General features: G+C 75.3%; 19 protein-coding genes and 2 pseudogenes. 6 read left to right on the top strand and 15 right to left on the bottom strand.

The window, feature by feature from the left end; genetic code table 11:
* Positions 1–76: 76 nt before the first annotated feature.
* Positions 77–1,072 (bottom strand): helix-turn-helix domain-containing protein, encoded by a 996-nt coding sequence (locus ABZY91_RS29185; RefSeq protein ID WP_329885272.1) that lies wholly within the window; start codon positions 1,070–1,072, stop codon positions 77–79.
* Positions 1,073–1,151: 79 nt separating this feature from the next.
* On the opposite strand from ABZY91_RS29185, the gene ABZY91_RS29180 reads away from it, so the two are divergent.
* Entirely contained in the window at positions 1,152–2,624 is a 1,473-nt protein-coding gene (locus ABZY91_RS29180; protein ID WP_355405874.1) for an MFS transporter, read from the top strand.
* Between the two features lie 116 nt (positions 2,625–2,740).
* On the opposite strand, the gene ABZY91_RS29175 is transcribed toward ABZY91_RS29180, so the two are convergent.
* Entirely contained in the window at positions 2,741–3,163 is a 423-nt protein-coding gene (locus ABZY91_RS29175) for a RidA family protein (protein WP_355405873.1), read from the bottom strand.
* 235 nt (positions 3,164–3,398) lie between these two features.
* Here ABZY91_RS29175 and ABZY91_RS29170 point away from each other — a divergent pair, with 235 nt between their 5' ends.
* Positions 3,399–4,172 carry an enoyl-CoA hydratase family protein gene (locus tag ABZY91_RS29170; protein ID WP_355405872.1) on the top strand — a complete coding sequence of 258 codons (774 nt, stop codon included), beginning with the start codon at positions 3,399–3,401 and terminating at the stop codon, positions 4,170–4,172.
* Between the two features lie 95 nt (positions 4,173–4,267).
* Here ABZY91_RS29170 and ABZY91_RS29165 read toward each other — a convergent pair whose 3' ends face one another.
* Positions 4,268–5,044: a maleylpyruvate isomerase family mycothiol-dependent enzyme gene (locus ABZY91_RS29165; protein ID WP_329949299.1), complete on the bottom strand. Its 777-nt coding sequence runs from the start codon at positions 5,042–5,044 to the stop codon at positions 4,268–4,270.
* Between the two features lie 217 nt (positions 5,045–5,261).
* On the opposite strand from ABZY91_RS29165, the gene ABZY91_RS29160 reads away from it, so the two are divergent.
* Positions 5,262–6,020, top strand: coding sequence for a DapH/DapD/GlmU-related protein (locus tag ABZY91_RS29160; RefSeq protein WP_329885268.1), 759 nt, complete (start codon positions 5,262–5,264; stop codon positions 6,018–6,020).
* A 37-nt stretch (positions 6,021–6,057) separates the two neighbouring features.
* On the opposite strand, the gene ABZY91_RS29155 is transcribed toward ABZY91_RS29160, so the two are convergent.
* Entirely contained in the window at positions 6,058–7,488 is a 1,431-nt protein-coding gene (locus ABZY91_RS29155) for a helix-turn-helix domain-containing protein (protein WP_355405871.1), read from the bottom strand.
* Between the two features lie 198 nt (positions 7,489–7,686).
* Between ABZY91_RS29155 and ABZY91_RS29150 the strand changes: the two genes are divergently transcribed.
* Positions 7,687–8,586: an alpha/beta fold hydrolase gene (locus ABZY91_RS29150; protein ID WP_355405884.1), complete on the top strand. Its 900-nt coding sequence runs from the start codon at positions 7,687–7,689 to the stop codon at positions 8,584–8,586.
* Positions 8,587–8,677: 91 nt separating this feature from the next.
* Here the strand turns inward: ABZY91_RS29150 and ABZY91_RS29145 are convergent, their stop codons facing one another.
* Together ABZY91_RS29145 and ABZY91_RS29140 are read right to left on the bottom strand one after the other, a co-directional pair.
* Positions 8,678–9,265 carry a HutD family protein gene (locus ABZY91_RS29145; RefSeq protein WP_355405870.1) on the bottom strand — a complete coding sequence of 196 codons (588 nt, stop codon included), beginning with the start codon at positions 9,263–9,265 and terminating at the stop codon, positions 8,678–8,680.
* A 147-nt stretch (positions 9,266–9,412) separates the two neighbouring features.
* A complete protein-coding gene (locus ABZY91_RS29140; protein ID WP_355405883.1) occupies positions 9,413–10,579 on the bottom strand; it encodes an MFS transporter in 1,167 nt (388 codons plus the stop codon).
* A gap of 263 nt (positions 10,580–10,842) precedes the next feature.
* On the opposite strand from ABZY91_RS29140, the gene ABZY91_RS29135 reads away from it, so the two are divergent.
* On the top strand, positions 10,843–12,021 hold the full coding sequence (locus ABZY91_RS29135) for an ROK family protein (RefSeq protein ID WP_355405882.1): 1,179 nt from the start codon (positions 10,843–10,845) through the stop codon (positions 12,019–12,021).
* Positions 12,022–12,251: 230 nt separating this feature from the next.
* Positions 12,252–13,418, top strand: coding sequence for a PLP-dependent cysteine synthase family protein (locus ABZY91_RS29130; protein WP_355405869.1), 1,167 nt, complete (start codon positions 12,252–12,254; stop codon positions 13,416–13,418).
* A gap of 342 nt (positions 13,419–13,760) precedes the next feature.
* Here ABZY91_RS29130 and ABZY91_RS29125 read toward each other — a convergent pair whose 3' ends face one another.
* The 9 genes and pseudogenes from ABZY91_RS29125 to ABZY91_RS29085 all read right to left on the bottom strand — a co-directional run.
* Complete coding sequence (locus ABZY91_RS29125; protein WP_355405868.1) at positions 13,761–16,166, bottom strand: right-handed parallel beta-helix repeat-containing protein; 2,406 nt, start codon at positions 16,164–16,166, stop codon at positions 13,761–13,763.
* A 333-nt stretch (positions 16,167–16,499) separates the two neighbouring features.
* A complete protein-coding gene (locus tag ABZY91_RS29120) occupies positions 16,500–17,378 on the bottom strand; it encodes an MOSC N-terminal beta barrel domain-containing protein (RefSeq protein WP_355405867.1) in 879 nt (292 codons plus the stop codon).
* Positions 17,379–18,323: 945 nt separating this feature from the next.
* Positions 18,324–18,599, bottom strand: a pseudogene (locus tag ABZY91_RS29115) (DUF6643 family protein); the annotation flags it as partial.
* A gap of 492 nt (positions 18,600–19,091) precedes the next feature.
* The gene (gene mscL / locus ABZY91_RS29110; RefSeq protein ID WP_355405866.1) at positions 19,092–19,565 is read right to left on the bottom strand and encodes a large conductance mechanosensitive channel protein MscL; all 474 of its coding nucleotides are present in this window, start codon (positions 19,563–19,565) and stop codon (positions 19,092–19,094) included.
* A gap of 127 nt (positions 19,566–19,692) precedes the next feature.
* Complete coding sequence (locus ABZY91_RS29105) at positions 19,693–20,886, bottom strand: aminotransferase class I/II-fold pyridoxal phosphate-dependent enzyme (protein WP_355405865.1); 1,194 nt, start codon at positions 20,884–20,886, stop codon at positions 19,693–19,695.
* Positions 20,876–22,570 carry a hypothetical protein gene (locus tag ABZY91_RS29100; RefSeq protein WP_355405864.1) on the bottom strand — a complete coding sequence of 565 codons (1,695 nt, stop codon included), beginning with the start codon at positions 22,568–22,570 and terminating at the stop codon, positions 20,876–20,878. Before ABZY91_RS29100 ends, ABZY91_RS29105 begins: the two co-directional genes overlap by 11 nt.
* A complete protein-coding gene (locus ABZY91_RS29095; protein ID WP_355405863.1) occupies positions 22,570–23,646 on the bottom strand; it encodes a GNAT family N-acetyltransferase in 1,077 nt (358 codons plus the stop codon). Before ABZY91_RS29095 ends, ABZY91_RS29100 begins: the two co-directional genes overlap by 1 nt.
* A 72-nt stretch (positions 23,647–23,718) precedes the next feature.
* Complete coding sequence (locus tag ABZY91_RS29090; protein ID WP_355405862.1) at positions 23,719–24,876, bottom strand: glycosyltransferase; 1,158 nt, start codon at positions 24,874–24,876, stop codon at positions 23,719–23,721.
* Positions 24,873–25,263, bottom strand: a pseudogene (locus tag ABZY91_RS29085) (hypothetical protein); the annotation flags it as partial. The gene ABZY91_RS29090 and the pseudogene ABZY91_RS29085, both read right to left, overlap by 4 nt.

The following is a 25,263-nucleotide window of genomic DNA, read 5'->3' as shown; positions in this document are numbered from 1 at the left end:
ACGGGCCAGGTCGGGACGGGGCCGGCGCACGGTTCGAACGCGCCCCGGGCGGGGTCCGCCCGCGCCTCGCGCAGGACTAGGGACGGCGGCGCGGGTCGCCGGCCAGCTCGTCGCCGAGCGGGCTGCGGGCGTACAGCACCGATCGGCCGTGCCGGGCCCGGGTCACCAGGCCGGTCGCGTGCAGCACGGCCAGGTGTTGGCTGACCGCGCCCGCGGTCACGCCGAGCCGGTAGGCGAGATCGGTGGTGGTGGCCGGCTCCGCGAGCAGCGTCAGCAGGCGCGACTTCGGTGCGCCGAGCAGCTGTTCCAGCGCGCGCGGAGTGGCCGGCGGTCGGGGGTCGGCCATGCCGGCCTGGCCGCGTGCCGGGTAACTGATCTGCGGTGCACGGTCGTTGCTGATCATCGTGATCGCGCCCCGGGCGAAGAACGTCGGCACCAGGACCAGGCCGCGCCCGTCCACGGTGATCTCGCCGTCCCCGTCCGACCAGTGCCGGTTGATCGACAGCAGGCCGTCCGCCCAGTGCAGCCGCCGGTCCAGGTCGGCGAACAGCGCCGCGGCCCCCTGCTGGGCCAGCACCCGTGCCCGGTAGACCAGGTCGGCCTCCAGCACGGCGCGGGCCTGCGGCCACCAGCCCGGCGCCAGGCAGCACTCCCAGTACTCCTCCAGCGCGTCGGTGATCCGGGCCAGCAGCCGGGCCGGATCGGCCAGTCCGTCCGCCAGGACGGCGGGCATCGGCCGGCGGTCCAGCTGGAAGGTCAGTTCCAGCTCCGGGCGCAGCTGCTCGGGCGGCAGTGCCCGGACGGTGGCCAGTTCGGTGCGGAAGTCGGGCGAGGGGGTGACCGGGCGCGGGGTCAGGAAGTCCGGGACCCAGCGGTTGGGCGAGACCAGGGAGAGCAGCAGCGTGGAGTCCAGCCGCTCGAAGGCGGGCCGGAGGCGCTCGAAGGCGGGCGACTGGAAGGCGTAGACGCCGGGATGGGTCCACATCCGCAGGCTGAGCGACGCCTCCTGGATCGGCGAGCAGGCGAACCAGGTGGTGGCCAGGTCGGCCAGGCCGAGCTTGAACCGGTGCACGCGGCCCCCTCGCCGGCTGCTTTTAGGCCCAGCCTAAATCAGTACTGCGGACGGGCCGTCTCGGGGTGTGATCGTGGGCATGACCACCTCACCGGCGGCGACCGCCGCACCCACCTCCGGCCTGCCCGGAAACGGCCAGGACGGCGACAGCGACGGAATCGGCGCGAGCGGCGGGACCGGCGGGACCGGGGGGATCGGCCGAAGCGGCACGACCGGCACGACCGGCACGACCGGCGGACCGCCGGGACCGCCGGGGCCGCCCGCGAAGCCCGGGCCCCGGCCGTCCCGGGCCGCCCGGCTGCTGCACCCCGACCCGATGGTCCGGCGGCTCGCCGGGATCACCCTGCTCAACACCGTCGGCAGCGGGCTCTCGCTCTCCGTCGGCGTGCTGTTCTTCACCGGTGTCCTCGGCCTGAGCGCCGCCCAGCTCGGTCTCGCGCTCACCGCCGCCGGGCTCTGCGGGGTCGTCGCGAGCGTCCCCGCCGGGCGGGCCGCCGACCGCTGGGGGGCGAAGCGGATCCTGGTGGTGCTGGTCGCGCTCACCGGTCTGGGCACCGCCGGCTACACGCTGGTGGACGGCTATCCGGCGTTCGTCGCCCTGGCCTGCCTGGTGGCCGCCGCCGACCGGGGCGGATCGGCCGTCCGCAACGCCCTGTACGCCCAGGTGCTGCCCGCCGACAAGCGGGTCGCGGGCCGCGCCTACCTGCGGGTGGTGACCAACGTCGGCCTCTGCCTCGGCACCGGCGTGGGCGCCGTCGCCCTCCACCTGGACTCGCGGCCCGCCTATCTGACGGCGATCCTGGCCGACGCCGCCACCTACCTGGTGGTGTCGGTGCTGTTCCTGCGGCTGGCCGTGCCCGGGCAGGGCGGCGCGGGGTGGGGCGGCGCGGGGCGTGAGCGGCCGGCGGAGGAGGGGCTCCGGACGCCGGAGGGGGCGCGGACGCGCAGCCGGAACCCGGCACTGCGGGACGGACCGTTCCTGGTGGTGACCGCACTCAGCTCGGTGCTCGGCCTGCAGTTCGCGATGCTGGAGGTGGGCGTGCCGCTCTGGATCGTCCAGCAGACCGACGCGCCGCGGATCACCGTGGCCGGCACCCTGATCGTCAACACCGTGCTGGTGATCGCCTTCCAGGTGCGGGCCACCAGGGGCACCGAGGACCCGGCCGCCGCCGCCCGGGTCTGCGGCCGGGCCGGGCTGATCCTGGCCGCCTCGTGCCTGGTGCTCGCACTCGCCCACGGCGCGCCGGCCCCGATCGCCGCCGTGGTGCTGCTGGTGGGCGTGGCGCTCCAGGCGATCGGCGAGGTACTGAGCCAGGCCGGCAGTTGGGCGCTCAGCTACGACCTGGCCGGCGAGCGGGCACACGGTGCCTACCAGGGTGTCTACAACGCGGGGAACTCTGCCGCGCTGATGATCGGACCGGCGGTGGTCTCGACCGTCGTCATCGGGTACGGCCTGGCAGGCTGGGCCGCTCTCGGCGCACTGCTCGCCGCCGCGGGCCTGGCCATGGGGCCCGCCGTCCGGTGGGCCTCGGGCGGCGGCCGGGCGCGGTGACCCGAGCCGGTGCCGCTGCGCCCGCGCCCCCGCGCCGCCCGCGCCGTACCGCCCGCGCAGCGCCGCCGTGTCCGGTGCCGGAGGTCCGGCGCCGGACACGGCGGCAGCGCCGGGAACTACTCCGGCACCACCGCGAGTGCCTCGATCTCGATCAGCACCTCGGGCAGGAACAGCGCCGAGACCTGCATCGCCGAGCTGGTGGGGAGCGGGATGTCACCGAAGAACTCGTCCCGCGCCTCGCGGACGGCGGGCAGGTGCCCGATGTCGGTGAGGAAGTAGGTGAGCTTGACGAGGTCGGAGAAGTCCGCCCCGGCGGCGGCCAGGCAGCGGCGGATGTTCTCGAAGATCTGCCGCGCCTGCGCCTTCGGGTCGCCGGTGCCGACCAGCCGCCGCTCCTCGTCGAAGGCGACCTGGCCGGAGACGGCCACCAGCCGGCCGGTACCGGTGACGACCTGGGTGTAGCCGGTGCCCGGGGCCACGCCGGGAGGCTCGGCGATGTGCGTGAGGTGGGCGGTCTTCCGCCCGGGTTCGGTGGTCATGGGCTCATCGTGGCCGACGGGTGATCACCGCACCAGTGCCTTTCCGGATCGGGCCCGGGCGCCCGGACGCGGCTCCCCCGCGGAGGGCGGGGGGACCGCCACCGGATTTCCCGCGCCGGGCACGGGTGGCTCTGGTCGAGCGGAGGGTGGGCGTGCCAGAGTCGTCCGGGCGCCGCCCCACCGGACGGCGGGCGCCCCTCCGACCCACCCTCAGCCGGAAAGCAGGACCGCACCGATGACCCGCGAAGTGCCTCTCGTCCACGTCACCACCGAGGACGCCGTCACCACCCTCACCCTCGACTCGCCCCACAACCGCAACGCGCTCTCCACGCGGCTGATGGCCGAGCTGACCGCCGGCCTCGCCGCCGCGGCGGCCGACCCGCAGGTGCGCGCGGTCGTGCTGACCCACGCCGGCAAGGTGTTCTGCGCCGGTGCGGACCTCTCCGAGGCGACGGGGGCCGACCCGACCGTCGGGCCACGCGGTCTGGTCGACCTCCAGCGGGCGATCGTGGACTGCGCCAAGCCGGTCATCGCCGTCATCGACGGTCACGTCCGGGCCGGCGGCCTCGGGCTGGTCGGCTCGGCCGACCTGGCGGTGGCCGGTCCGGCCGCCACCTTCGCGTTCACGGAGGTCCGGCTCGGCCTGGCCCCCGCCGTCATCTCGCTGCCGCTGCGCCCCAAGCTGGACCCGCGCGCGGCCTCCCGCTACTACCTGACCGGCGAGGTCTTCGACGCCGCCGAGGCGGCCCGGATCGGGCTGATCACGCAGGCGGCCGACTCCGGAGAGGCCGTCGCCCTCGCGCTGAAGGGGCTGCTGGACGCCCTGCGGCTCGGTTCGCCGCAGGGGCTCGCCCAGTCCAAGCGGCTGGCCAACGCCGAGGTGGTGCGGTCCTTCGAGCGGGACGCCGACGAACTGGTCGAGCTGTCGGCGCGGTTGTTCGGCTCGGAGGAGGCACAGCAGGGGATGCGCGCGTTCCTGGAGAAGCGACCGGCACCCTGGGCCCGTTGACGTTGACGTTGACGTTGGCGGCGTGCGGCGTGCGGCGTGCGGCGTGCGGCGTGCGGCGGGCCCGGGACCGGCGACCGGTCCCGGGCCCGCCGGCCTCAGCCGATGACGGCGGTCTCGCGCCAGAGGTCGAGCAGCGACCGGTCCCCGGAACGGGCCACCCGCCCGGCATCGGCGGGCAGCCGGTTCCAGAGCAGCAGGTAGAGGTCACGGGCCGGGCCGGTGAGCGTCAGGTCGGCGGCCGGGGCGTCGTCGGCGAGTTCGACGGTCAGCGGTTCCCGGCTGACGGTCAGCAGCCAGGAGCCCGGCCCTTCGCCCCCGTCGCCGTCGGTCGCACGGACCAGTACCGTCCTGGGCCGGTCGCTCCGCACCCGACCGCGGCTGAGCGTCATGAACCCGCGCAGCAGCTCGTCGATCCCGTCCCGCGCGAGGGCCGGGCCGACCGCCGGGCCCTCGGTCCCGGCCGCGGCGTCCGCGTCGAAGCGGTGCACGGCGGTCTCGTGCGCCTGGCGGCGGGCCCAGAAGGCCAGCGGGCCGGTCGTCGGCAGGACGGTCCAGCAGTCCAGGTCGGCCGGGGCGGCGGCGAGCGTCGTCACCAGGGCGGAGTGGCCGGCCCGGAACCAGTCGACCAGCTCGGCGTCGTCCGGCTCCGGGCCCCAGGCGGCGCGTTCGCCGTCGGCGTCCATCCGGCTCCGGTGCCCGTCGCGGACGGTCGCCGTCGCCCAGCGGTGCACCTGGCCGGTGTGCAGCAGCAGATCGCGCAGCCGCCAGTCCGGACAGGTGGGGACGGGCGCGGAGAGGTCGGTGCCGGCGGCGGCGTCCGCGAGCAGGGTGCCCTCGCGGTGCAGCGCTTCGAGGTGTTCGGTGATCTCCATGGTTGGGGAGTCTCGCAGTACTGGCGGCCTTCGGACACGGCCGCCGGGACGGTCGGCCGGATAGGGCGGTCCGTCGGCGGCTTCCGGCGGCTTCCGGTGGGTGCCGGGGGGCCGCGACCGGGCCGCACGGGTGCACCCTCGCGGCCGTCCTGCGGTGGCCGTGTGACCTTGGCCGCCTCGACGCCGGGGGCGTCGTACGGACCGGTAACGTGAGCGCATGCCGATCACGCGTTCCCTGTACACCGCGGCCCGGGCCGTCGGCCGGCGAGCCGCGGGCCGCGCCGTCCACCGGGGCTGGCAGTGGGTCCAGCGGGCCGGCGCGGTGTCCACCGAGAGCCCCGGGCCGTACCGGTTCGGCGAGCTGGGCGCCGGGACCAAGCTGACGTTCCCGCTCGGGGCCGTGTTCAACGAACAGTGGATCACCATCGGCCCGTTCTCGATCATCGGTGAGCGGGTCACGATCAGCGCCGGCTTCCTGCCGGGGCTCGACCTCGGACCCGAGCCGATCGTCCGGATCGGCGGCGGCTGCGTGATCGGCCGGGATAGCCACATCGTCGGCCACGAGTCGATCGTGCTCGGCGACGACGTCTGGACCGGTCCGGGCGTCTACATATCCGACCAGGCGCACGAGTACCGGTCCACCGACCTGCCGATCGGCAAGCAGTGGCCGCGCAACGAGCCGGTCGAGATCGGCTCGGGCAGCTGGATCGGCACCGGCGCGGTGATCCTCCCCGGTGCCCGGTTGGGCCGCAACGTCGTCGTCGCGGCCGGCTCGGTGGTGCGGGGTGAGGTGCCGGACCACACGGTGGTGGCGGGTGCCCCGGCGAAGGTCGTCCGCCGCTGGACGGAGGCGGAGGGGTGGGAACCGCCGTTCCGCAGCGAGCCTCCCCGACCGCTGCCCGACGACGTGACCGCCGCGCAGCTGCGGGCGCTGGCGGGGTGGGACCTGCGGCTGCCCGGTGAGTCGGAGGGCTGAGACCGGGGGTGGGGGAAGGCGGCGGCCGGGAGCCGTGTCAGGTCGGTTCCTGGGCGGGCTCCGAGCGGCCTGAGTGATCCGAGCGACGAAGGAGGCCCGGAGGGGCCTGGCGGCCCTGGTGGTCCTGGGGGTGGTCCTTCGGGTCCGGGACGCTCGGGAGGTCGCCGCGGCCCGGTGGGCTGGCGGGAACGGCGCGGTGGCCGGTGTCGCGTTCCGCGTCGCGGGCGGCGATGGCGGCGGTGATGCGCGGCAGGTGGGCGGGCCGGGCCGGGTCCAGGCCGGTGAGGACGGCGATCCTGCGCAGCCGGTAGTCGACGGTGTTCGGGTGCAGATGGAGCACCTGTGCGGTGTGACGGCGGTTCAGGCCGCCGGACAGGTGGACGCGCAGGGTGGCGAGCAGTTCGCCGCCGTCCTCCAGTGGTGCGAGCAGCGCGGCGAGTCGGCCGCGGGCGTGGCTGGGCCGGCTGAGCTGGTACTCCAGCAGGAGGTCGTCCAGCCGGTGCAGCCCGGGCGGTCGGCCGACGGCCCGGGCCACCTGGAGGACCTCGTCGGCGAGTGCCGCCGCCGCAGGCACCCCGTCAGGCCCGGCGGCCGACCCGCCGGCCCGGACGGTGACGCCCGCCGCGCGTGCGGTGCGGTCCACCGTGTCGGCAAGCCGCTGCCAGACGGACTCCGGTACGGCGTTCGGCGCTTGCTCCAACGGGACCAGGACCACCCCGCCGGTGACGGAGAGCGCCGACAGCGCCGACTGCCGGGTGGCGTGGTCGAGTTCTGTGCGCAGCCGGCGCAGTTTGCGGTGGCCGGCCACGGCCCGGTCGACGTCGGGAGACCGCTCGTCCGGATGGTCGGCGACGGCGAGGCAGAGCACGGCGTACGCGGACGGGAGGCGGAGGCCGGCGCGTCTCGCGGCCTCCACGGCGGGCGCGCCGTCCAGCAGTGCGGTGAGCAGGGCGTGCCGGGCGGTCTGCCGTTCGTCGGGGCCGGTGCGCCGCTCGTCCAGGTAGCCCGCGCCGGCCGCGGCGGTGGCCTGGCGGAGCTGGTCGAGCAGCAGCCGGTTGAGGACCAGCAGGTCGGCCGCGTCGCCGTCGCGGGCGTGCCGGGCGACCAGTTCCCAGCAGACCTCCAGGCCGAGGTGGTGGGCGAGCAGGACGGCGTCGAGCGGCACCCCCTCCTCGGCCCGCCGCGCCGCGGCCTCCCGGACGGCGGCGAACTCCGTTGCGGGGGAGGGAAGTCCGGTCCGGACGGCCTGGGCGAGCGCGCGGATCCGGCGCTCGGTGACCTGGACCAGTTCGCCGGTGACCTGCTCGCGGGGCAGCCGGCGGTAGGCCGGCACCCGGTCGAGCAGCGCGGCGACGACGGTCTCGACCAACTCCGGAACGGCGCCGAGCAGGCGCTGGTCGGCGGGGACGCCGCCGATCACGGGAATCCGCCAATCGGTGGTGCGGGCGGGTGAATTGTGACCGGTCACAGGGATCACCGTCCAGGTCTGGGGGACACCCAAGGGCCAGGTCGGAGGGGCGACCGCATGATGGAGCCACTCGGGTTACCTGTTGGTAACAAACTTCCGCCGTGGAGGCAACAGTTGAGAACCCCACTTCTCCGCTTCGCCGCAAGACCGGTACACCGCAGGATCCTCGGTCCACTCGGCTCGGCCCTGCTGGCGGGCGTGCTGCTCGCCGGCGGGACGGCCGGGGCGGCTCGGGCGGCGGACGCGACCCCCACCGCGCCCGCCGCCGTCGCCTCCGCCGAGCTCGCCCCGGCCGGTGAACTCCCGCCGGACGGCGACCCGGTGGCCTCGCCGCCCGGTGCCAACGACTGGAACTGCCGGCCGGGCGCGGCGCACCCGAACCCGGTCGTCCTGGTGCACGGCACCTTCGCGAACCGGTACGAGAACTGGCTCGCACTCTCGCCCCTGCTGAAGAGCAAGGGGTACTGCGTCTTCGCCCTCGACTACGGGATGATCCCCGGCGTCACCTCGTCCGGCAGCGGGCTGCTGCTGCCGATCGGCGGACTCGGCCCGGTCGCGGAGTCGGCGGCCCAGCTCGGCCGCTTCGTCGACCTGGTGCGCGGTGCCACCGGCGCGGCGAAGGTCGACGTCGTGGGCCACTCGCAGGGCGGCATGCTGCCGAACTACTACCTGAAGTTCCTCGGGGGCGCGGCGAAGGTCGACAAGGTGATCGGGCTGGCGCCCTCCAACCACGGGACGACGCTCTCCGGGATCGCCAACCTGGCCCCTTACCTCCCCCGGGTCGCCGAGCTGATCTACACCGTCTGCGCCGCCTGCCGGGACCAGGTGGTGGGCTCGGACTTCAACCGGACCATGGCCTCGAAGCCGGACACCGTGCCGGGTGTCCGCTACACCGTGATCGCGACCGTGTACGACGAGGTCGTCACGCCGTACCGGACCCAGTTCCTGACCGGGCCGAACGTGAACAACGTGGTTCTGCAGGACCGTTGCCCGGTCTCCCTGGCCGAGCACGTGGCGATCGCCTTCTCGCCGACGGCGCTGCACCTGGTGACCAACGCCCTCGATCCGGGGCGCGCCACACCGGTGATCTGCGGCTGAGGCCCACGGAGGAGCGGTGGCCGGCGCGGTGGCCACCGATGCTGCGCAGGACGTCGGATCGGCCGACTTCCTGCGCAGCGGTGTGTCCGGGCTAGGCGGCGGACGGCCCGGCGGTGCGGAAGGTGACCACGGCGGTCACGCCCTCGGGTCGCAGGTCGTACGGACCGGCCGGTCCGAGGAGCGCGGCGTCGTAGCGGGTGAGGAGGGTGGAGCCGGCGGTCGCGGTGCCGGACAGGCAGACCAGCAGGACGGCGGCGCCGGCCGGGACGTCCACCGTGCGGGGCGCGTCCGCGAGCAGCAGGTCGGCGGTGACCCGGCCGCGCCGGGTCATCACGTTGAAGTCGACCAGCGGGCCGCCGAGCAGCCGGCACTCGGTGGCCGCGTCGCCGGAGAAGGCGAACGGACGGAACGGGGCGTCGACGACGTGCTCGGCGCCGTCGACGGTCAGTGCCATGCCCTCGCCCTCGACGAGGGTGATCACCCGGTCGATGCCCGGGAAGGCGGAGAACGGACCGGCCGACGCGACGTCGGCGAGGCTGACCCGCCACCCGAACTCGTCCGGCCCGGAGCCTGCGGGGTACCCGGCGACCTCCCTGGTCACCCCGCCGCCGTTCCGCCACGCCGTGGCGGGGCGCTCGGTGGCGCGCAGGAGCTGGACCGGTCCGTTGCTGCTCGTCATGGCGCGATCCTCGCACGGTGGGGGAGGGGCGGGACCCCGGGGGCGGTCCGCCGGGCGCCGTCGGCCGCGGTGTCCACGCCGTCGTCGGCTCCGGGCCGGGCCGGGTGCGGGAGGGGGCGTGCGGGCGGGGGTGACGGGGCGGGCCGGTCAGCGGCGGCGGGCGGTGAGGGGGAGGACGGCCGCGACGGTGGCGGCGACCGCGACGCTGGTCAGGGCGACCGGGAGGCTGGTCGCGTCGGCCAGGAACCCGATGACGGGCGGGCCGACGAGCATGCCGCCGTAGCCGAGGGTGGAGGCGAACGCGACCCCCTTCGGGCCGCCCTCGGCGCCGGCCCGGGCGATGGCGAGCGGGAATATGTTGGCCAGGCCGAGCCCGACCAGGACGAAGCCGGCCAGGGCGAGCGGCGCCGCCGGGGCGAGTGCGGCCAGCAGCATCCCGGCCGCCGCCGTGAGCCCGCCGAGGAACATCAGCCGGGTCTGGCCGAGCCGGACGGAGAGCCAGGTGCCGCCGACCCGGCCGGTCGTCATGGCGAGTGCGTAGGCCGCGTAGCCGGCTGCGGCCAGTCCGGCGCTCGCGTGGACGTCGTCGGTGAGGTGGAGGGTGGTCCAGTCGGCGACGGCGCCCTCGCCGTACGCGGTGCAGAGCGCGGTGAGGCCGAGCAGGAGGATGAGCAGCCTGGCGTGCGTCGGGTTGCCGTCGTTCCCGGCCCCGCTCCCGGTGCCGGTGCCGGTGCCGGTGGGAACGGTGAGGGGAGCTGCGGCGACGGGCGGCGCCGTGCGTGCGGCCGGGCTGCGGAGCAGCGCGACACCCGCGACCGCGGTGACGACCAGGCCCAGCAGACCACCGAGCGCGAGCGACCAGCCGGCGGTGATCGAACCGGCGAGCAGACCGCCGGCGCCCGCGCCGAGCAGGCCGCCGAGGCTGTACCCGGCGTGGAAGCTGGGCATGACGGGGCGGCGGAGTTCGGCGACGATCTCGACGGCGGCGCTGTTCATGGCCACGTTGGCACCGCCGTAGCCGGCACCGAAGAGCAGCAGGACGCCGCCGAGCGTGGCCACCGAGTGGGTGTGGGCGGGCAGCGGGACGGCCAGGGCGAGCAGGGCGAGCGAGGCGACGGTGACCGGGCGCGAGCCGTAGCGCAGGCAGAGCCGCCCGACGATCGGCATGGTGGCGACGGCCCCGGCGGACACGCAGAGCAGGGCGAGTCCGAGGGCGCTGTGGGAGGCGTTGACCTGGCTGCGGACGTCCGGAATGCGGACGACCCAGGCGGCGAAGAGGAACCCGTCGACCGCGAAGAAGGCGGTGAGCGCGATCCGGGCGGTGCTCCAGAGGGCGCGGGCGGAGGTGTCGGCGGCGGCGGGGTCGTGGCCGGGGCTGTGGGGTTCGGACGCTTTGCTGCGAGACTGGACGGACGGCCGGTCGGTGGGGGCGGGGGGACGGATTTTGTTTCGGAGCGGCACAAAGTAACAATAGGCGCGTGCAGCTCACACCTTCAAGTCCCAAGCCCGGCTCCGGGGCCGACTCCGACGCGCAGCGCGACGCCCACCGCCGCGCGGCCCCCGACCGTGGACGGACGCTGCTCGGCCCGGCGCTCTCGCTCATCCACACCGGTCAGACCCCGACCCGCTCGGCGCTCACCCGCGCGCTGGACGTCACCCGGGCCACGGCCGGAGCGGTCACCGCCGAACTGGAGTCGCTCGGCCTGATCACGGTCGACTCCCGCCCGGCCGGCGGAGGACGGGGGCGCCCCTCGCACCGGCTCGCCATCGACCCCGCGGGCCCGGTGGTGGTCGCCGGACAGATCCACGCGGACGGGCTGAGCGTCACGCTGGCCGGACTCGGCGGGCTGCTGGACCCGCCGGTCCACCTCCCGCTGCCCGCCGCCACCGACCCGGTCCGGCTGCTGCGCGCGGTCGCCCAGGCGGGTGCCGAACTCGCCCGCGAGACCGACCGGCGCTGCCTCGGTGCCGCGCTCGCGCTGCCCAACCCGGTCACCGAACCGGACGGCACCGCGCTCGCCGCCCTGCACTTCGCCTGGCCCAGCGGCACCCCGGTCGCCGACCTGTACGACGTCGAGGTGGGCCGTGCCGACCACGGCCCGCGCGCGCTCGATCCGCTGCCCACCGCGATCGCCAACGACGCCAACCTCGCCGCCCTCGCCGAGTACCGGCACGGTGCCGGGCGGGGGGCCCGGCACCTGCTGCTGGTCACCTCCGGCCACCGGGGCGTCGGTGGCGCACTGGTCATCGACGGCCGGCTGCACACCGGCAGCGCCGGCCTCGCCCTGGAGGTCGGCCACCTCACCGTCGACCCGCAGGGGCGCCCCTGCCAGTGCGGCAACCGGGGCTGCCTCAACTCGGAGACCGACCCGGACGCGCTCTTCGCCGCCGCCGGGATCACCCCCGACCGCGACCGCCCGCCGCTCGACCAGGCGCGCGAACTCTGCCGGCGCGCCGCCGACGACGAGCGCGCGCGGGCGGCCGTCGAGCACGTCATCGACCGGCTCGGTCTCGGGCTGGCCGGCGTCGCCAACATCCTCAACCCGGACCGGGTGGTGCTCAGCGGGCTCCACCGCGACCTCCTGGAGGCCGCGCCCGAGCGGCTGCGCGCGGTCGTCGCCGAGCGCAGCCTCTGGGGGCGCAGCGGGCGGGTGCCGATCGTCGGCGCCGAGCTCGCGCACAGCGCGCTGGCGGGGGCGGCCGAGCTGGGGTGGCTGCCGTACCTGGCGGACCCGCAGTCGGTGGTCCCGGGCTGAACGGACAGGGCCGGGTGGTCCGGACGGGTCGGAACGGGTGGGCGGGACGGGCCGGGTCGGCCGGGCCGAACGGGCCGGGCCCGTTCGGCGTGGGGCGGGTGGGGCGCCCGGGGCGATAAGCGGAAGCTGGGGCTTCACATACGGTCACTTATCGTGACTCTCGTACACTCGTAGTGAGCATTCGAGGGGGACTTCGAAGGACTCGATCCACCCGCACGAGGAGAGTGGCCATGGGTACCCAGCCGATCGTCGAACCGGATCGCGCACCGAAGGCCGAGCCGGTCGTCGGGCCGGTCGTCGAGCCGACCGTCGACGTCGACCGTTCCGACGCGGAGTACCGGTCGTGGCTCAAGGAGGCGGTGCGCAAGGTCCAGGCGGACGCCAACCGCTCCGCCGACACCCACCTCCTCCGCTTCCCGCTCCCCGCCGAGTGGGGCATCGACCTCTACCTCAAGGACGAGTCCACCCACCCCACCGGCTCGCTCAAGCACCGGCTGGCCCGCTCGCTCTTCCTCTACGGGCTCTGCAACGGGTGGATCCGCCCCGGCAAGCCGGTGATCGAGGCCTCCAGCGGTTCCACCGCCGTCTCCGAGGCGTACTTCGCGCAGCTCGTCGGGGTGCCCTTCGTCGCGGTGATGGCCAAGTCCACCAGCCAGGCCAAGATCGACCTGATCGAGTTCCACGGCGGGGAGTGTCACCTGGTCGACCGTTCGGACGAGGTCTACGAGGCCTCCGCGCGGCTCGCCGAGGAGACCGGCGGCCACTACATGGACCAGTTCACCTACGCCGAGCGGGCCACCGACTGGCGCGGCAACAACAACATCGCCGAGTCGATCTTCGCCCAGCTGCGGCTGGAACCGCACCCCGAACCGGCCTGGATCGTCGCCACCGCCGGTACCGGCGGCACGTCGGCGACCATCGCCCGGTACGTCCACTACATGCAGTTCGACACCAGGATCTGCGTGGCCGACCCGGAGAACTCCTGCTTCTTCGACGGCTGGGTCCGACACGATCCGGACGCGGTCTGCGGAAGCGGCTCGCGGATCGAGGGGATAGGGCGCCCCCGGATGGAGCCGAGCTTCGTGCCCGGGGCGATCGACCGGATGATGAAGGTCCCGGACGCCGCCTCGATCGCCGCCGTGCGGGTGCTGGACGGCGTGCTCGGCCGGAAGGCGGGCGCGTCCACCGGGACCGGGCTGTGGAGCGCGCTGAGGATCGTCGCCGAGATGCGGGCGGCGGGGGAGCGCGGCAGTGTGGTCACCCTGATCTGCGACCCGGGCGACCGCTACCTCGACAAGTACTACGCGGACGAGTGGCTGGCCGGCGAGCGCATCGACATCGCCCCGCACCGGGCCGCGTTGGAGTCGTTCCTGGCCGGCGGCGCCTGGACGGGCTGAGGGCCGCGCCCCGGACCGGGCCGCGCGCCCTGGATCAGACGGTGCGCCGGTGATCAGGCGGTGCGCCGGCGCTCGGTGAGGAACAGCGCGCCGGTCAGCGCGAACGTGCCGAGCGGCACCGGCGGACCATCCGGACCGCACGCGCCCTCGTCGAGGCCGAGGGCTGGGAGGCGGTGACGGTCAGCCGGCCCCGCTCAGGGAGGCCGTCGCGGCCCCGGCCGGCCCGGTCACGGAGGTCGTCGGCGCCCGGGACCCGGAGACCTTCACCGAAGTGGTCCGGACCGTCCTGACCGCCCGTCCTGACCGCCCGTCCGTCACCGCCCGTCCGTCACCGCCCGTCCGTCACCGCCTGGCCGTGGGCAGGTCGTCGGGGACGAGAAGCTGGAGTTCCTCCGTCGACGGGTCGGCGAGCTGGGCGACGCGCATGGCGTGGCGCTCGACCATGGTCTCGAAGACCTGGCGGGCGGTGCGGCCGTTGCCGAAGTTGGGGCCGCGTTCGATGGCCGCGAAGTGGTCGAGGAGGGCGCTCGCGGTGTCCTCCGTGAGGGCGTACTCGTGCTCGGCGCACTGGGCGCGGGCGATCTGGAGCAGCTCGTCCGCCGAGTAGTCGGGGAAGCTGACGGTCCGTGAGAAGCGGGACGAGACACCGGGGTTGGCGGAGAGGAAGCGTTCCATCTCGCTCGTGTAGCCGGCCACGATGACCACCACTTCGTCCCGGTGGTCCTCCATCAGCTTCACCAGGGTGTCGATCGCCTCCCGGCCGAAGTCGCGGGCGCCGTCCTCGGGGGCCAGCGCGTAGGCCTCGTCGATGAAGAGGACTCCGCCGCGGGCCCGGTCGAAGGCGGCGGCGGTGCGGATCGCGGTGGAGCCGATGTGCTCGCCGACCAGGTCGACCCGGGCCACCTCGACCAGGTGACCGCGCTGCAGCACGCCGAGCGAGGCCAGGATCTCGCCGTAGAGCCGGGCCACCGTGGTCTTGCCGGTGCCGGGGGCTCCGGTGAAGGCGAGGTGGCGGCGGAGCGAGGGCGCCTTCAGCCCGGCCTGCTGCCGTCTCCGGCCGACCGAGATCAGGTCGATCAGCGTCCGCACCTCCTGCTTGACCGTCGCCAGGCCCACCAGGCCGTCGAGTTCGGCGAGCGCCTCGTCGGCGGGGCGGCAGTCGGGGATCGGGCCGATCGCCGAGGAGGCCGGCAGGGTGGACGCCAACGGTGCTGCGGCGGCCGTCAGTTGGGCGCTCCGCGGGGCCGGTACGTCGAGGGCCGTCGTGGGCGCCGCGACCACGTCGTCCGAGGTGCAGCCGTCCACCACCGGTCCCGGTTCGGAGAACTCGAAGCCGGCGCGTTCGTTCTGCTCGGCCCGGCACCTGGTCAGCACGGTGCGGCAGCCGTCGATGATGTGGAAGCCGAACCCCTTGCCGTGCGACACCCGGCAGTCCTCGAAGGTGCCCCGGCCCTGGGCCGAGACGTAGACGCCGGCGTCCGAGCCGGCCCGGACGGTGCAGTCGCGCAGCACCGGGTCGGCGCCCTTGGTGACGATCACGCCGGTCGCCACGTCGGAGATCTCGCAGCCGGTCATCAGACCCCCGCTGCCGTGGTCGCGGAACCAGAGCCCGGTGCCCGCCTCCTGGACCCGGCAGCCGGTGAGGTTGACCGTCGCACCGCCGCTGACCGAGACCGCCGAGCTGCGGATCCGGCTGAAGGAGCAGCCCTCGGCGACGGCGGCGGAGTCGCGGTCCAGCACGAAGAGCGCGTCCGGCAGGTCGTGCAGCGCGCAGTCGGTGAGCGTGAGCCGGGCACCGTCGCTCACCCAGAGGGCCGGGTACTCGCCGGTCGAACCGTGGATCTTGCACGACTCGGCGGTCGCCTCGGTGCCCTGGTCCCAGACCGAGAGCGCCCCGCGCCCGAAGTCGCGCACGGTGGAGTGCACGAGGCTCAGCCGGGCCCGGCCGCGCAGGTCGGCGCCGTTCTCGGGCAGGGTGTGCACCCGGCAGCCGGTCAGCACCAGCTCGGCCTCGCCGTCCAGGGTGAGCCCGTTGCCGGTGACCCGGTGGATGTCGCAGTCGACCAGCCGCCCGCCCGCCTGCGCCTCGGCCTGGACGCCGCTGCCCCGGATCTCGTAGATCTCGCAGCCGGTCAGCTCGGCCGCGCTGCCCGGGTCGGAGAGCAGGACGCCGGCGCCGGAGGCGTGGTGCACCCGGCACCGCTCCAGGGCGGCGGTGGCGCCGCCGAGCACGGCCAGCCCGGCCTGGCCCGCGGCGGACACCTCGCAGTCCTCGAAGGCGGCCGCGGTCCCCTCGCCGCGCAGCCGGAGGCCGAGCCCGGCCGGGTTGGACACCACACAGCTCTTCAGGGTCGGTCGGGCGCCCCCGGTGACCTCCACCCCGGCCGCCGACCGGGTCTCCACCCGGCAGCCGGTGAACGAGGGCGTGGCCGCCGGTCCGGTCACCAGCACCGCCGGGACGGAGCTGTCGCTGCCCTCGATCACCAGGTCGCGGACGGTCGCCGCAGCGGTGACGGTCAGCGGCACCCCGCCCGGCGGGTCGATCCGGACGGTGCCGGCGCCCTGGGCGGGGACGATCGTGACCGGCTTGTCCAGCACCACGTTCTCCCGGAACGTGCCCGGTCGCACGGTCACGGTGTCGCCCGGCTCGGCGGCGGCCAGGGCCTCCGCGAGCGTGTCGTACTCGCCGGCGCGGCGCCGCCAGCGGGATGCGCTGTCCTGAGTGACCCGGACCCTGTGCTCAGCCATGACGGTCTGTCGTCCCACCTTCATCGAGCCGGCGATCTACGGACCGGACGCGCGCGGATGCGACTCACCTTCGTGCGACGCAGACGGGAGCGGTGCACGCGGGTGTGCGGCCGTCCGCCCACCGTAGCGCGCCCGGGCGGATGCTCCCGCCCGCCCGCCGCCGCACGGCCCGGGGACCGTCGCGGGTTCACCACATGCTTCAACGAGCGCGCACACTTGCGGTTCCGGGACGCGGGTACGGGCCTCGGCCCGCCCGGCCTGCCGGGCGGCGCGGGTGCCGTGCGCCGCGAAGGGGAGTCGGCGCCGACGCCCGCGGCGGAGGGGGCGCGGGGGTCAGACCCGCTGGTCGGCCGGCCAGTGCGCGCCGTCCTCCAGCACCTCGACCTCGTCGCCGAGCCGGAGCGTACCGAGTACGTCGCCCGCCACGCCGGCCGGCCGCTCGGGGATCAGGTTCTGCCCGAACGCGGCCTTCTTCAGCAGCCGGTGGTGCCGGGCCAGGGTGCGCAGCGGCTCGGGGCCGCGCCGGTCGCCGCTCTCCTGGTCGGTGGTGGTGATCACGCACCGCCCGCACGGCTTGACCACCCGGAAGGTCAGCGCGCCGATCCGGATCCGGCGCCAGCCGTCCTCGGCCCACGGCTCGCCGCCGGAGACGATCACGTTGGGGCGGAACCGCTCCATCGGCAGTTCCTCGTGGCCCTCCGGGTGCTCGGCGGCGATCAGCGCGTTGAGCTCGGCCAGCGAGGCGGTGGTGGTGAGCAGCAGCGGGAAGCCGTCGGCCATCGAGACGGTGTCGCCGGGCTCGGAGAACGTCGGGTCGACCGGCCGGACCCGGGGGTCGTCCAGGTGCACCAGCCGGTAGTCGCCCACGTGCTCGGCGATCCACAGCTGGGCCTCCTTGGCGGCCTCGGCGGCGCGGAACCGGGTGCCCCAGACCTCCACGTCGGCGAGCGGGTCCCCGTCCGCGACGGCGGGGGCGGGGATCTCGGCGCGGCTGCCGCCGGCGACGGTCAGGACGAGCGTGCCGTCGGCGAGGAGCCCGGTGCGGACCTGGCCGAGAGCGGCGTCCTCGCGCTGGCTGACGAACCGGCCGGTGGCGTCGGTGAGCATCCAGCGCCGGTCGCCGGACAGGCCCCACGGTTCGACCCGGGCGCTGTCCGGGCTCAGTCGGTACATCGACTTGACGGGGTAGACGTGGAGTCCGGTGAGCTGCATTCCCCCATCCTGCCAGCACGGCCCGGGGCGGCGGCGGCCCCTTCGGGGGCTTGCCCGCGGCACTCCGAGCGGCTCCTCGGCCGGGCGGCCCCGCGCCGCCGGGCGATCTCTGCCCGGCGCCTCGCCGACGCCCGGTCCGGTCCGGCCCGGCCCACGCCCGGTCCGCACCCGGTCGTCGGGGGACCCGGCGCGCGGACTCCCGGGCGCGCGGGTCCGCGAACGCGCACGGACCGCCCGGTACGCCGGTGGGGCGGCGTTCCGGGCGGTCCGTGGATGACCCGTTTCTCCGTACGCCCGACGCCTTGGCCACGCCGGGTGGTGCTCAGGTGGTGCGGGTGCGGGCCGGGTGGGGTCCGGCCCGGGTGAGCTCAGCGGCTCCGGATGGGTTCAGTAGCCCTGCCCCTGCTGCTGGTAGCCGCCCTGCTGGAACTGGGCGGGCTCCCCGTAGGGGGCCGGGCGCTGCGGCTGCATCGGACGGACCGGTGCGACCGGGGTGACGGCAGGGCGGAGCTGCGCGCCGCCGAAGGACTGGTCGCCGTTGCCGTTGAAACCGGACCCGTTGAAGCCCTGGCCGGTGTAGCCCTGGCCGCCCGGAGTCGGTCCGCCGCCGAAGCCCTGCGGGCCGCCGAAGGACGGCGCCCCGCCCTGCGGCTGGCCGGCCTGGTGCTGCGGGCCACCGGGGCCGCCGGCCGGCTGCGCACCGAAGGTCTGCTGGCCGTGGCCGCCGACGAAGGTGTTCTGGCCGCCGAAGCTCTGGCCGCCGGACGGCTGGTACCCACCGGTGGTCGCCTGGGAGAAGCCGGGTGCGGGAGCCTGCGGCCGCTGGCCGGGCAGGTACGGCTGGGGGCCGCCGTAACCGGGGACGGGCGGCTGGGGCGCGGCGGCGTACGCGGGCGCCGACTGCGCCGGGATGTACGTGGTCGCGGGGCCGCCGGAGGGTGCGCTGCTCGGGCCGGGGCCCAGGGCGAGGCGGGCCGGCGGCAGCGCGGGGAGGTTGCTGCCGGGGCTGTCGTACCCGGTGCCGTACCGGTTCTCGTAGGAAGGGGCGGTGAGGCCGGATCCGTAACCGGACGAGAGGGCCGGCGGCAGGGCGGCCGGCACGTTGATGGGCGCGATCTGCGGGACACCGCGCTCTGCGACGAGGCTGTCGTAGATGGGCGTGCCGGAGGAGAAGGACGGAGAGGGGTAGCCGACTCCGTCGTAGGAGCGGGGCGAGGTCATGGGGCATACGGTAAGCCCACAATGAGCCTGCTGAGGAGAGCGGGAGGCCGAGCAGTTCGAGTGTTTACACAAGCTTCGCCCGAACAAAAGTTTCGAAAGTGTGAAGAACGGACATTCTGGCGGCCGGTTTCGGCCACTCCCGGGAAAGCGTGCGGGGTCGAACGGTGGCCGGACGGTGTCGCCGAAGGGCCGTGCGGTGACCGGCCGGTAGCCGGGTCGGGACCGGTCGAAGAAAGTTCTGCGGGCAGGTTGTGCGCCGGCGCTTTCGAGCCCCCGCCGACGGCGCGACGGGGGCTCGTGAATGTTTCGGGGATAAAGTCCCGGTGAGCCCTCCCGGGAGCCCGGCGAAGCCTCCCGGGGCGGACCCGTCACCGGCCCCGTGGCCGAATCCGCCACCGGCCCCGGCATCGGGGTCGGTGCTGGTCAGCGAGGTTGCGCCGGCTCCGGGACCGGCCCACGGGACCGGCTCACGTGACCGGCCCACGGGACCGGCTACGGCGCCGCCTGGGGGGCGGGCTGGTGCGCGGGCTGGTGGACCGCCTGGGCGGGGAAGCCCGGCCGGCCGGCCACCTCGGAGGTGCAGAAGGAGCAGCGCACCGCCGCCACCGGGATCTTGCTCAGGCACTCGGGGCAGTCCGCCTTGGGTGCCGGCGCCGTCTTGTCCCCGTCGAGCCGCGCCTGCAGGCGGCCGACCGGCACCACCACGACGAAGTAGATCACCGCCGCGACCAGCACGAAGCCGATCGCCGCGTTGACGAAGACGCCGTACGGGAACCGGGTGCCGGCCACGTCGAAGGTCTTCTGGGTGAAGTCGCCGACGGCGCCGGTCGCGACCCCGATCAACGGGGTGAGGAACGCCGTGACGAACCCGGTGACCACGGCCGTGAAGGCCGCGCCGATCACGATGCCGACCGCGAGGTCGACGACGTTTCCGCGCAGCAGGAAGCTGCGGAATCCCTTGAGCACCGGGTACTCCAAATCCGTACGGGAGAGGGTGAGACGGGACCGCGGGCCCCGGCCGGACATCCTGCCGACCGGGTGGCCCCGCGGTCCAGCCGCGTTCACCCGATGTGCGTAACCGGCCGCGGCCGGGTCAGGCTGCGCGCAGGCGCTCCGCGTACGGCTGGATCCGGGCCACGGCCTCGGCGACCCGGCGGACGGTGGGCGCGTCCATCTGGGACCACAGCGGTACGGTCAGCACCGAGTCGGCGAGCCGGTCGGTGAGCGGCAGCGCGTCGGCCTGGCCGAGGTGGGCGTAGGCGCGCTGGCGCTGGACCGGCGGGTGGAAGTAGCGGCGCGAGTCGATGCCCTCGGCCCGCAGCACGTCGGCGAGCCGGCGGGCGGTGAGGCCGAACTCGGCGGCGTCCAGGATGAGCGTGAGGTCCTTGAAGGTGGAGATGTCGCCGTCCTCCGGCAGGGCCAGCCGCAGCCCGGGCAGGCCGGCCGTCACGGTGGCGAACTCGCCCACCAGTGTGCCCCGGTGGGCCACCCGATCGGGCAGTCCGGCCAGCCAGTTGAGGCCGACGGCGGCGTGCAGCTCGCTCATCCGGGCGTTGAGGCCGGGGAACAGGGTGTCGTAGTCGCCCGGGTTGCCGTAGTCGCGGGCGGTGCGCAGCCGCCGGGCGAGGCCGGCGTCGTGGGTGGCGACCAGGCCGCCCTCGCCGGCCACCGCGACCTTGGTCGGGCTCATCGAGAACACCTCGGCGTAGCCGAAGTTGCCGATCGGCACGCCCTTGCGGCGGCTGCCGAAGCCGTGCGCCGAGTCGTACACCAGCGGGACCCCGGCGGCGTCGGCGACCTCCTGGAGCCGTTCGACCTGGCAGGGAGTGCCGTAGACGTGGGTCGCCATCAGCGCGGCCGGGCGGTCGGCGGCGGCCAGCCGGGCGGCGGCGTCCTCCGGGTCGAGGGTGATGTCCGACTCGCGGGCCTCGGCGAACACCGGGGTGCCGCCGGCCCAGTGGGCGGCGTGCGCGGTGGCGGAGAAGGTGAAGCCCGGCATGACCACGGGTCGGCCGCCGTCGACCCCGGCGGCCTGCAGCACCAGCATCAGGCCGGCGGTGCAGTTGGAGACCGCCACCACGTGCGGGACCTCCAGCAATCCGGCGGCGGTCTCCTCCAGTTCGGCGACGGTCCGGCCGTTGGTGAGCTGCCCGCTGTCCAGCACGGTGCCGAGCCGTTCCAGCAGCGCGGCGCGGTCGGGGACCTGGACCCGGGTGAGCGGCAGCCCGGCCGGGAAGGCGGGGGTGCCGCCGAGGGCGGCGGGCAGGGCAAGGGTGTCAGTGGTCATGGTGCGGGTCATCCCCCCTGGGACGGTGACTGCCCGGCGACGGCGACTGCTGCCGTCCGGACCGCTCGAACGGTTCGAACGGTGGGTGCGGTTCGTGCGGTCCGGCCGGTCCGGCGAGCGAGGCCGGTCCGGTGAGTGAGGCGGGCGGCGGCGCCGGCGGAGCGGACGTCCGCCGGGTGCCCCACTGGCCCGGCGCGACCCGCCACACCGGCGGCGGCCGGCGCTTCCGCACGGCCGCGCGCGGCGGCGCGGCGGCCGGGACGACCAGCAGGACCAGCGCCATCGGCAGCACCTGGACGCGCTCCCGGGACAGGATGCCCATGTTGTTGATGGTCGAGAAGGCCCAGCAGAACAGCAGCGTGTACACGACGGCGAACGCCACGTACGAGCGCTGCACGAACAGCCGCGGGGTCCGGCTCAGCCGCGGCCAGGCCCGGACGAACATGACCAGCAGGGCGAAGCACTCGACCGACTGGATCAGGTTCTGGATGTTGGACGCCTCGAACGGGAAGGGCCGGAACAGCACGCTGACCACGGCGACCGGCAGCCCCGCGGGGTTGAGACCGAACTCGGGCGAAGCGTCCTCGGGCGCGCTCGCGTTGATCATCGAGTTGCCCTGGCTGGTGCGCCGGGACGTCTCCGAGAGCACCTGGTTGACGGCGTCACCGCCGGTGCCGTCGGTACCGAAGAAGGTGGAGACCTGCTGCAGCATCAGGACCGCCATCGCGCCCAGCACCACGGCGGTCAGGATGGTCCGCAACGGCCCCAGCGCGGTCACCTGTCGCGGTCGCCGGCGCAGCACGTACGCGACCATCAGCCCGGCTCCGGCGAGGGCCGTGACGTGCGGGCGGACCATCGCGGTGCCCAGCGAGCCGAGCACGATGCAGGCGAAGGCGCCGAACCGGCGGTCCAGCAGCCGCGCGGTGCCGTACGTGGTGAGGCCCAGGCAGAAGATCATCCAGGCGTCCTTGCCGATGCTCGACGGCCAGAACAGCAGGGAGGGCAGGAAGAACACGAGCTTCGCGTACCTGCGGGTGTCCGCCTCGGGGAAGGCGATCTGCAGGGCCCGCCAGAACAGCAGCAGGCCCCAGAACCCGATCCAGGAGAAGACCAGGAAGCCGCCGATCAGCGAGGGCCCGGTGATCGCGTAGACCACGCCGGTGACGATGATGATGAAGCCGGTGCCGGCCACCTTCATGCCCAGGTCGTAGTGGACGCCGGTGAGCAGGTCGGCCTGGTCGAGGTAGGCGGCGAGCTCGATGCCCTCCTGGTGGTACATCTTGGCGTCGGCGGCGCCGCCGTACAGCACGAAGGCCATCAGATAGCGGGGGAAGGCGCAGAGCAGTTTGGCGGTCATGGCCAGGAGCAGCAGCCGGAAGATGTTCCGTTCGGGATTGGCGGAGGCGACCCGGGCCAGGAGCGGCGTGCCGACGGCCATCAGCGCCGGCAGGACCAGCAGCGCGCCCCAGGTGTCGTACGAGGTGTGCGCCGAGGCCAGGGCGAAGACCGTGACGTAGCCGGTGACCAGGGCTGCCGCGAGGGCGGACGGCCAGGGGACGCGGGTCAGGGCCGCCCGCGGGAGCCCGGGCCGGGGCCGGCCGCCCCGGGCGGGTGGTCGGGCGGCGCCGTGCGGGGAGGCCCTGGGCGGTGCGGACGTCCCTGACGCCCCCGGCGGACCGGGCATCAGAACACCTCCAGGTCACCGAGACTGAACCGCCAGTCCGCCAGGGTGAGCGGGGTGGGTCCGGTCGGGGTGCGGGCGGCCAGGGTCATACCGGTCCGGGGGGCGCGTAGGTAGCCGGCCCGCAGTGCGGCGCCGGCGGCTTCGGTGCCGGGGGAGAGGTGGGTGGCGACGTGGTCGCAGCCGGACTCGCGGGCGGCGGCGCGCAGCAGCCGGGCGGCGCTGTCCCGGTCACCGGGGCGGACCAGCACGTCGGAGAGGGTGAACTCGGCCAGCGGTCCGCGCCGTCGGGGGCGGCCGACGGCCAGCCCGGTGAGCTCGGCGCCGCGGTGGCAGGTGAGGACCCGGTAGTCCAGGCCGGGGGCCTCGCCGTAGCGCCAGCGCAGGAACTCCGGGGTGCGCCGGACGGCCAGGCGGTGGTCGGCGGCGTCGGCGGCGGCCCGTTCGCGGAGCAGTTCGGCCACGGGACCCGCCGCCCCGCCGCCCGCGGGGTCGGCGAACCAGCCGGCCGCGGTGGGCAGTCGGCAGAGCGGGCCGACGGGTCGGTCCGCCGCCCGACCGGCCGGGCGGCGGGCCAGCGCCGCGCGTGCGCCGCGGGCGAAGGCGGCCGGCCGGACGGCCCGAACCGCGATCGGCACCCGGCCCAGCTCCTGCCAGCCCATCGTGCGGTAGCCGGGGAGGCTGTTGCCGTTGGGTGTGTTGAAGACCAGCTCGGTCCCGTCGGCGACCTGGTCGAGCAGGTCCGTGGTGAGCCGGCGGAAGATGCCCCGGCCCTGGAAGTCCGGGTGGGTGGCGGTGTCCACCGGGCGGACCGCGGCCACGGTGCGGCCGTCCCCCCGGTGCCACTGCCAGCGCAGGAACAGCCGGACGCCGACGATCCGCCCGTCGGCGGTCTCGGCGAGCAGCCCGGGGCTCGCGCCGAACGGGTTGCGCCGGTGCTTCCAGGTGAAGAACTCCGCGGTGCGGGTGCCGGTCGGACCGCCCGCGAGGGACGCGGTCAGCAGGTCGAGCACGGCGGGGAGGTCGGACTCGGTGAGCGGGCGGAAGGCCGGCTCGGCGGGGGCGGGCAGGGCGCTCACGTCCGGACTCGCTCTCCCATCGGTGGTCGGGGGCACGGGCAGATTCGGTACTCCGGCGGGGGCCGGTGGAGGTCAGCGCAGCAGGACCCGCGCGTACACCGCCTCCACGGCCCGCTGCGCGCCGGCCACGTCGAACCGCTTCGACCGTTCGCGCGCGGCCGCACCCAGCCGGGTGCGCAGCTCGGGGTCGTCGGCGAGCCGGGCTAGGGCGTCGGCCAGGGCGGAGGGGTCGCCGGGCGGCACGAGGAACCCCTGGTCGCCGTCGTCCAGCACCTCGGGCATGCCGCCGACCCGGGTGACCACGGCCGGCAGGCCGCTCGTCATGGCCTCCATCAGGGCGACCGGCAAACCCTCCTGGCGCGAACTCAGGGTGAACGCGTCGAAGGCGGGGAGCAGTTCGGGCACGTCGGCGCGCGATCCGGTGAAGAGGACGGCGTCCGTCAGGCCGAGTTCGGCGGCGAGGGCGCGGAGCCGGGCCTCCAGCGGCCCGGCGCCGATCAGCACCAGCCGGGCGTCCGGGCGGCGGCGGCGCAGCGCGGCGTGCGCGGCGAGCAGGGTGGCCTGGTCCTTCTTCGGGGTCAGGTTGCCGACCGTGCCGACCACGAACGCGTCGTCCGGGAGCCCGAGTCCGGCGCGGGCGGCGGCGCGGGCGGCCGGCCCCTCGGGGGCGCCGGCGAGGTCCGGTCCGTGGTGCACCACGGTCACCCAGTCGCCGGGGCGGCGCCGGTCCGCCGGGATGGTCTGCTCGACGGCGTGCGAGACGGCGATCACCGCGTCGTTGCGCCGGTAGGTGAGGGCATTGGCCCAGCGGGTGGCCGTGCGGTAGCGGTCCCAGACGTTGTGCTCGGTGTGCACCAGGCGTGGCGCCGGCGCGACCGTGGGGGAGAGCAGCCGGGCGGCGGCGGCCGGGACGGGCATGTGGGTGTGGACCAGGCCGTATCGGCGGTCGGCGATCAGCCGGCGCAGCCGCAGCGGCCAGCGCGGGTCGGCCCGGCCGGGCGTGCCCGGGACACCGCCGAGGCAGTGCACCGGGACGCCGGCCTCGGTGAGCGCCGGGGCGAGCGCGTCCTTCCACGGCAGGACGTAGGCGACCTCGATCCGGTAGCGCGAACGGTCGGCGTGGCGGGCGCAGTTGAGCAGCAGTTGTTCGGCGCCGCCGCGTCCGAGGCCCTTGGCCAGCCAGAGCACCCGGGTGGGTTCGTCCGTCGTGCCGTGCGCCGGAGCGCTCACCGCTCCTCCGCCTCGCGCAGCAGGGCCGGCTCGCCGTGGTCGCTTCCCGGGGCGCCGCTCCGTGGGCCGCGCCCGTTGACGCCGCGGCCGAGGCCGGGGCTGCCGGTGTGACCGTTGCCGTCGGGGCCGTCCGTGCCGCGGGCGCCGGTCCCCGGGCCGCGCTCCGGGGCGTGACCCGGCCCGTGACCCGGCGCGTGACCTGGTCCGTGACCCGGCGCGTTGCCGGGTCCGTGCGGGGAGTCGGGCGTCGACTCGTGCTCCGGTCCGGGTCCGCCGCCCGGGCCGGGCGCGCGTCGGGCCCAGCTCGGTGCGGCCCGCCCGTCCCCGCGTCCGCCCCCGCGCTCTCCCGACCGTTCACCGGGCCGCGCGCCGTGCCGCTCGGCCACC

The organism is Kitasatospora sp. NPDC002965 (genome assembly GCF_040611255.1).
Taxonomy (GTDB): Bacteria; Actinomycetota; Actinomycetes; order Streptomycetales; family Streptomycetaceae; genus Kitasatospora.
This window is presented reverse-complemented; position numbering and strand designations above follow the sequence as displayed.

Coding starts and splice junctions, on each gene's coding strand:
- ABZY91_RS29100 (WP_355405864.1), bottom strand. CDS start 22,570: ATGCCCGGTCCGCCGGGGGCGTCAGGGACGTCCGCACCGCCCAGGGCC.
- ABZY91_RS29175 (WP_355405873.1), bottom strand. CDS start 3,163: ATGACCACCGAACCCGGGCGGAAGACCGCCCACCTCACGCACATCGCC.
- ABZY91_RS29180 (WP_355405874.1), top strand. CDS start 1,152: ATGACCACCTCACCGGCGGCGACCGCCGCACCCACCTCCGGCCTGCCC.
- ABZY91_RS29105 (WP_355405865.1), bottom strand. CDS start 20,886: ATGACCACTGACACCCTTGCCCTGCCCGCCGCCCTCGGCGGCACCCCC.
- ABZY91_RS29120 (WP_355405867.1), bottom strand. CDS start 17,378: ATGCAGCTCACCGGACTCCACGTCTACCCCGTCAAGTCGATGTACCGA.
- ABZY91_RS29165 (WP_329949299.1), bottom strand. CDS start 5,044: ATGGAGATCACCGAACACCTCGAAGCGCTGCACCGCGAGGGCACCCTG.
- ABZY91_RS29160 (WP_329885268.1), top strand. CDS start 5,262: ATGCCGATCACGCGTTCCCTGTACACCGCGGCCCGGGCCGTCGGCCGG.
- ABZY91_RS29130 (WP_355405869.1), top strand. CDS start 12,252: ATGGGTACCCAGCCGATCGTCGAACCGGATCGCGCACCGAAGGCCGAG.
- ABZY91_RS29145 (WP_355405870.1), bottom strand. CDS start 9,265: ATGACGAGCAGCAACGGACCGGTCCAGCTCCTGCGCGCCACCGAGCGC.
- ABZY91_RS29125 (WP_355405868.1), bottom strand. CDS start 16,166: ATGGCTGAGCACAGGGTCCGGGTCACTCAGGACAGCGCATCCCGCTGG.
- ABZY91_RS29170 (WP_355405872.1), top strand. CDS start 3,399: ATGACCCGCGAAGTGCCTCTCGTCCACGTCACCACCGAGGACGCCGTC.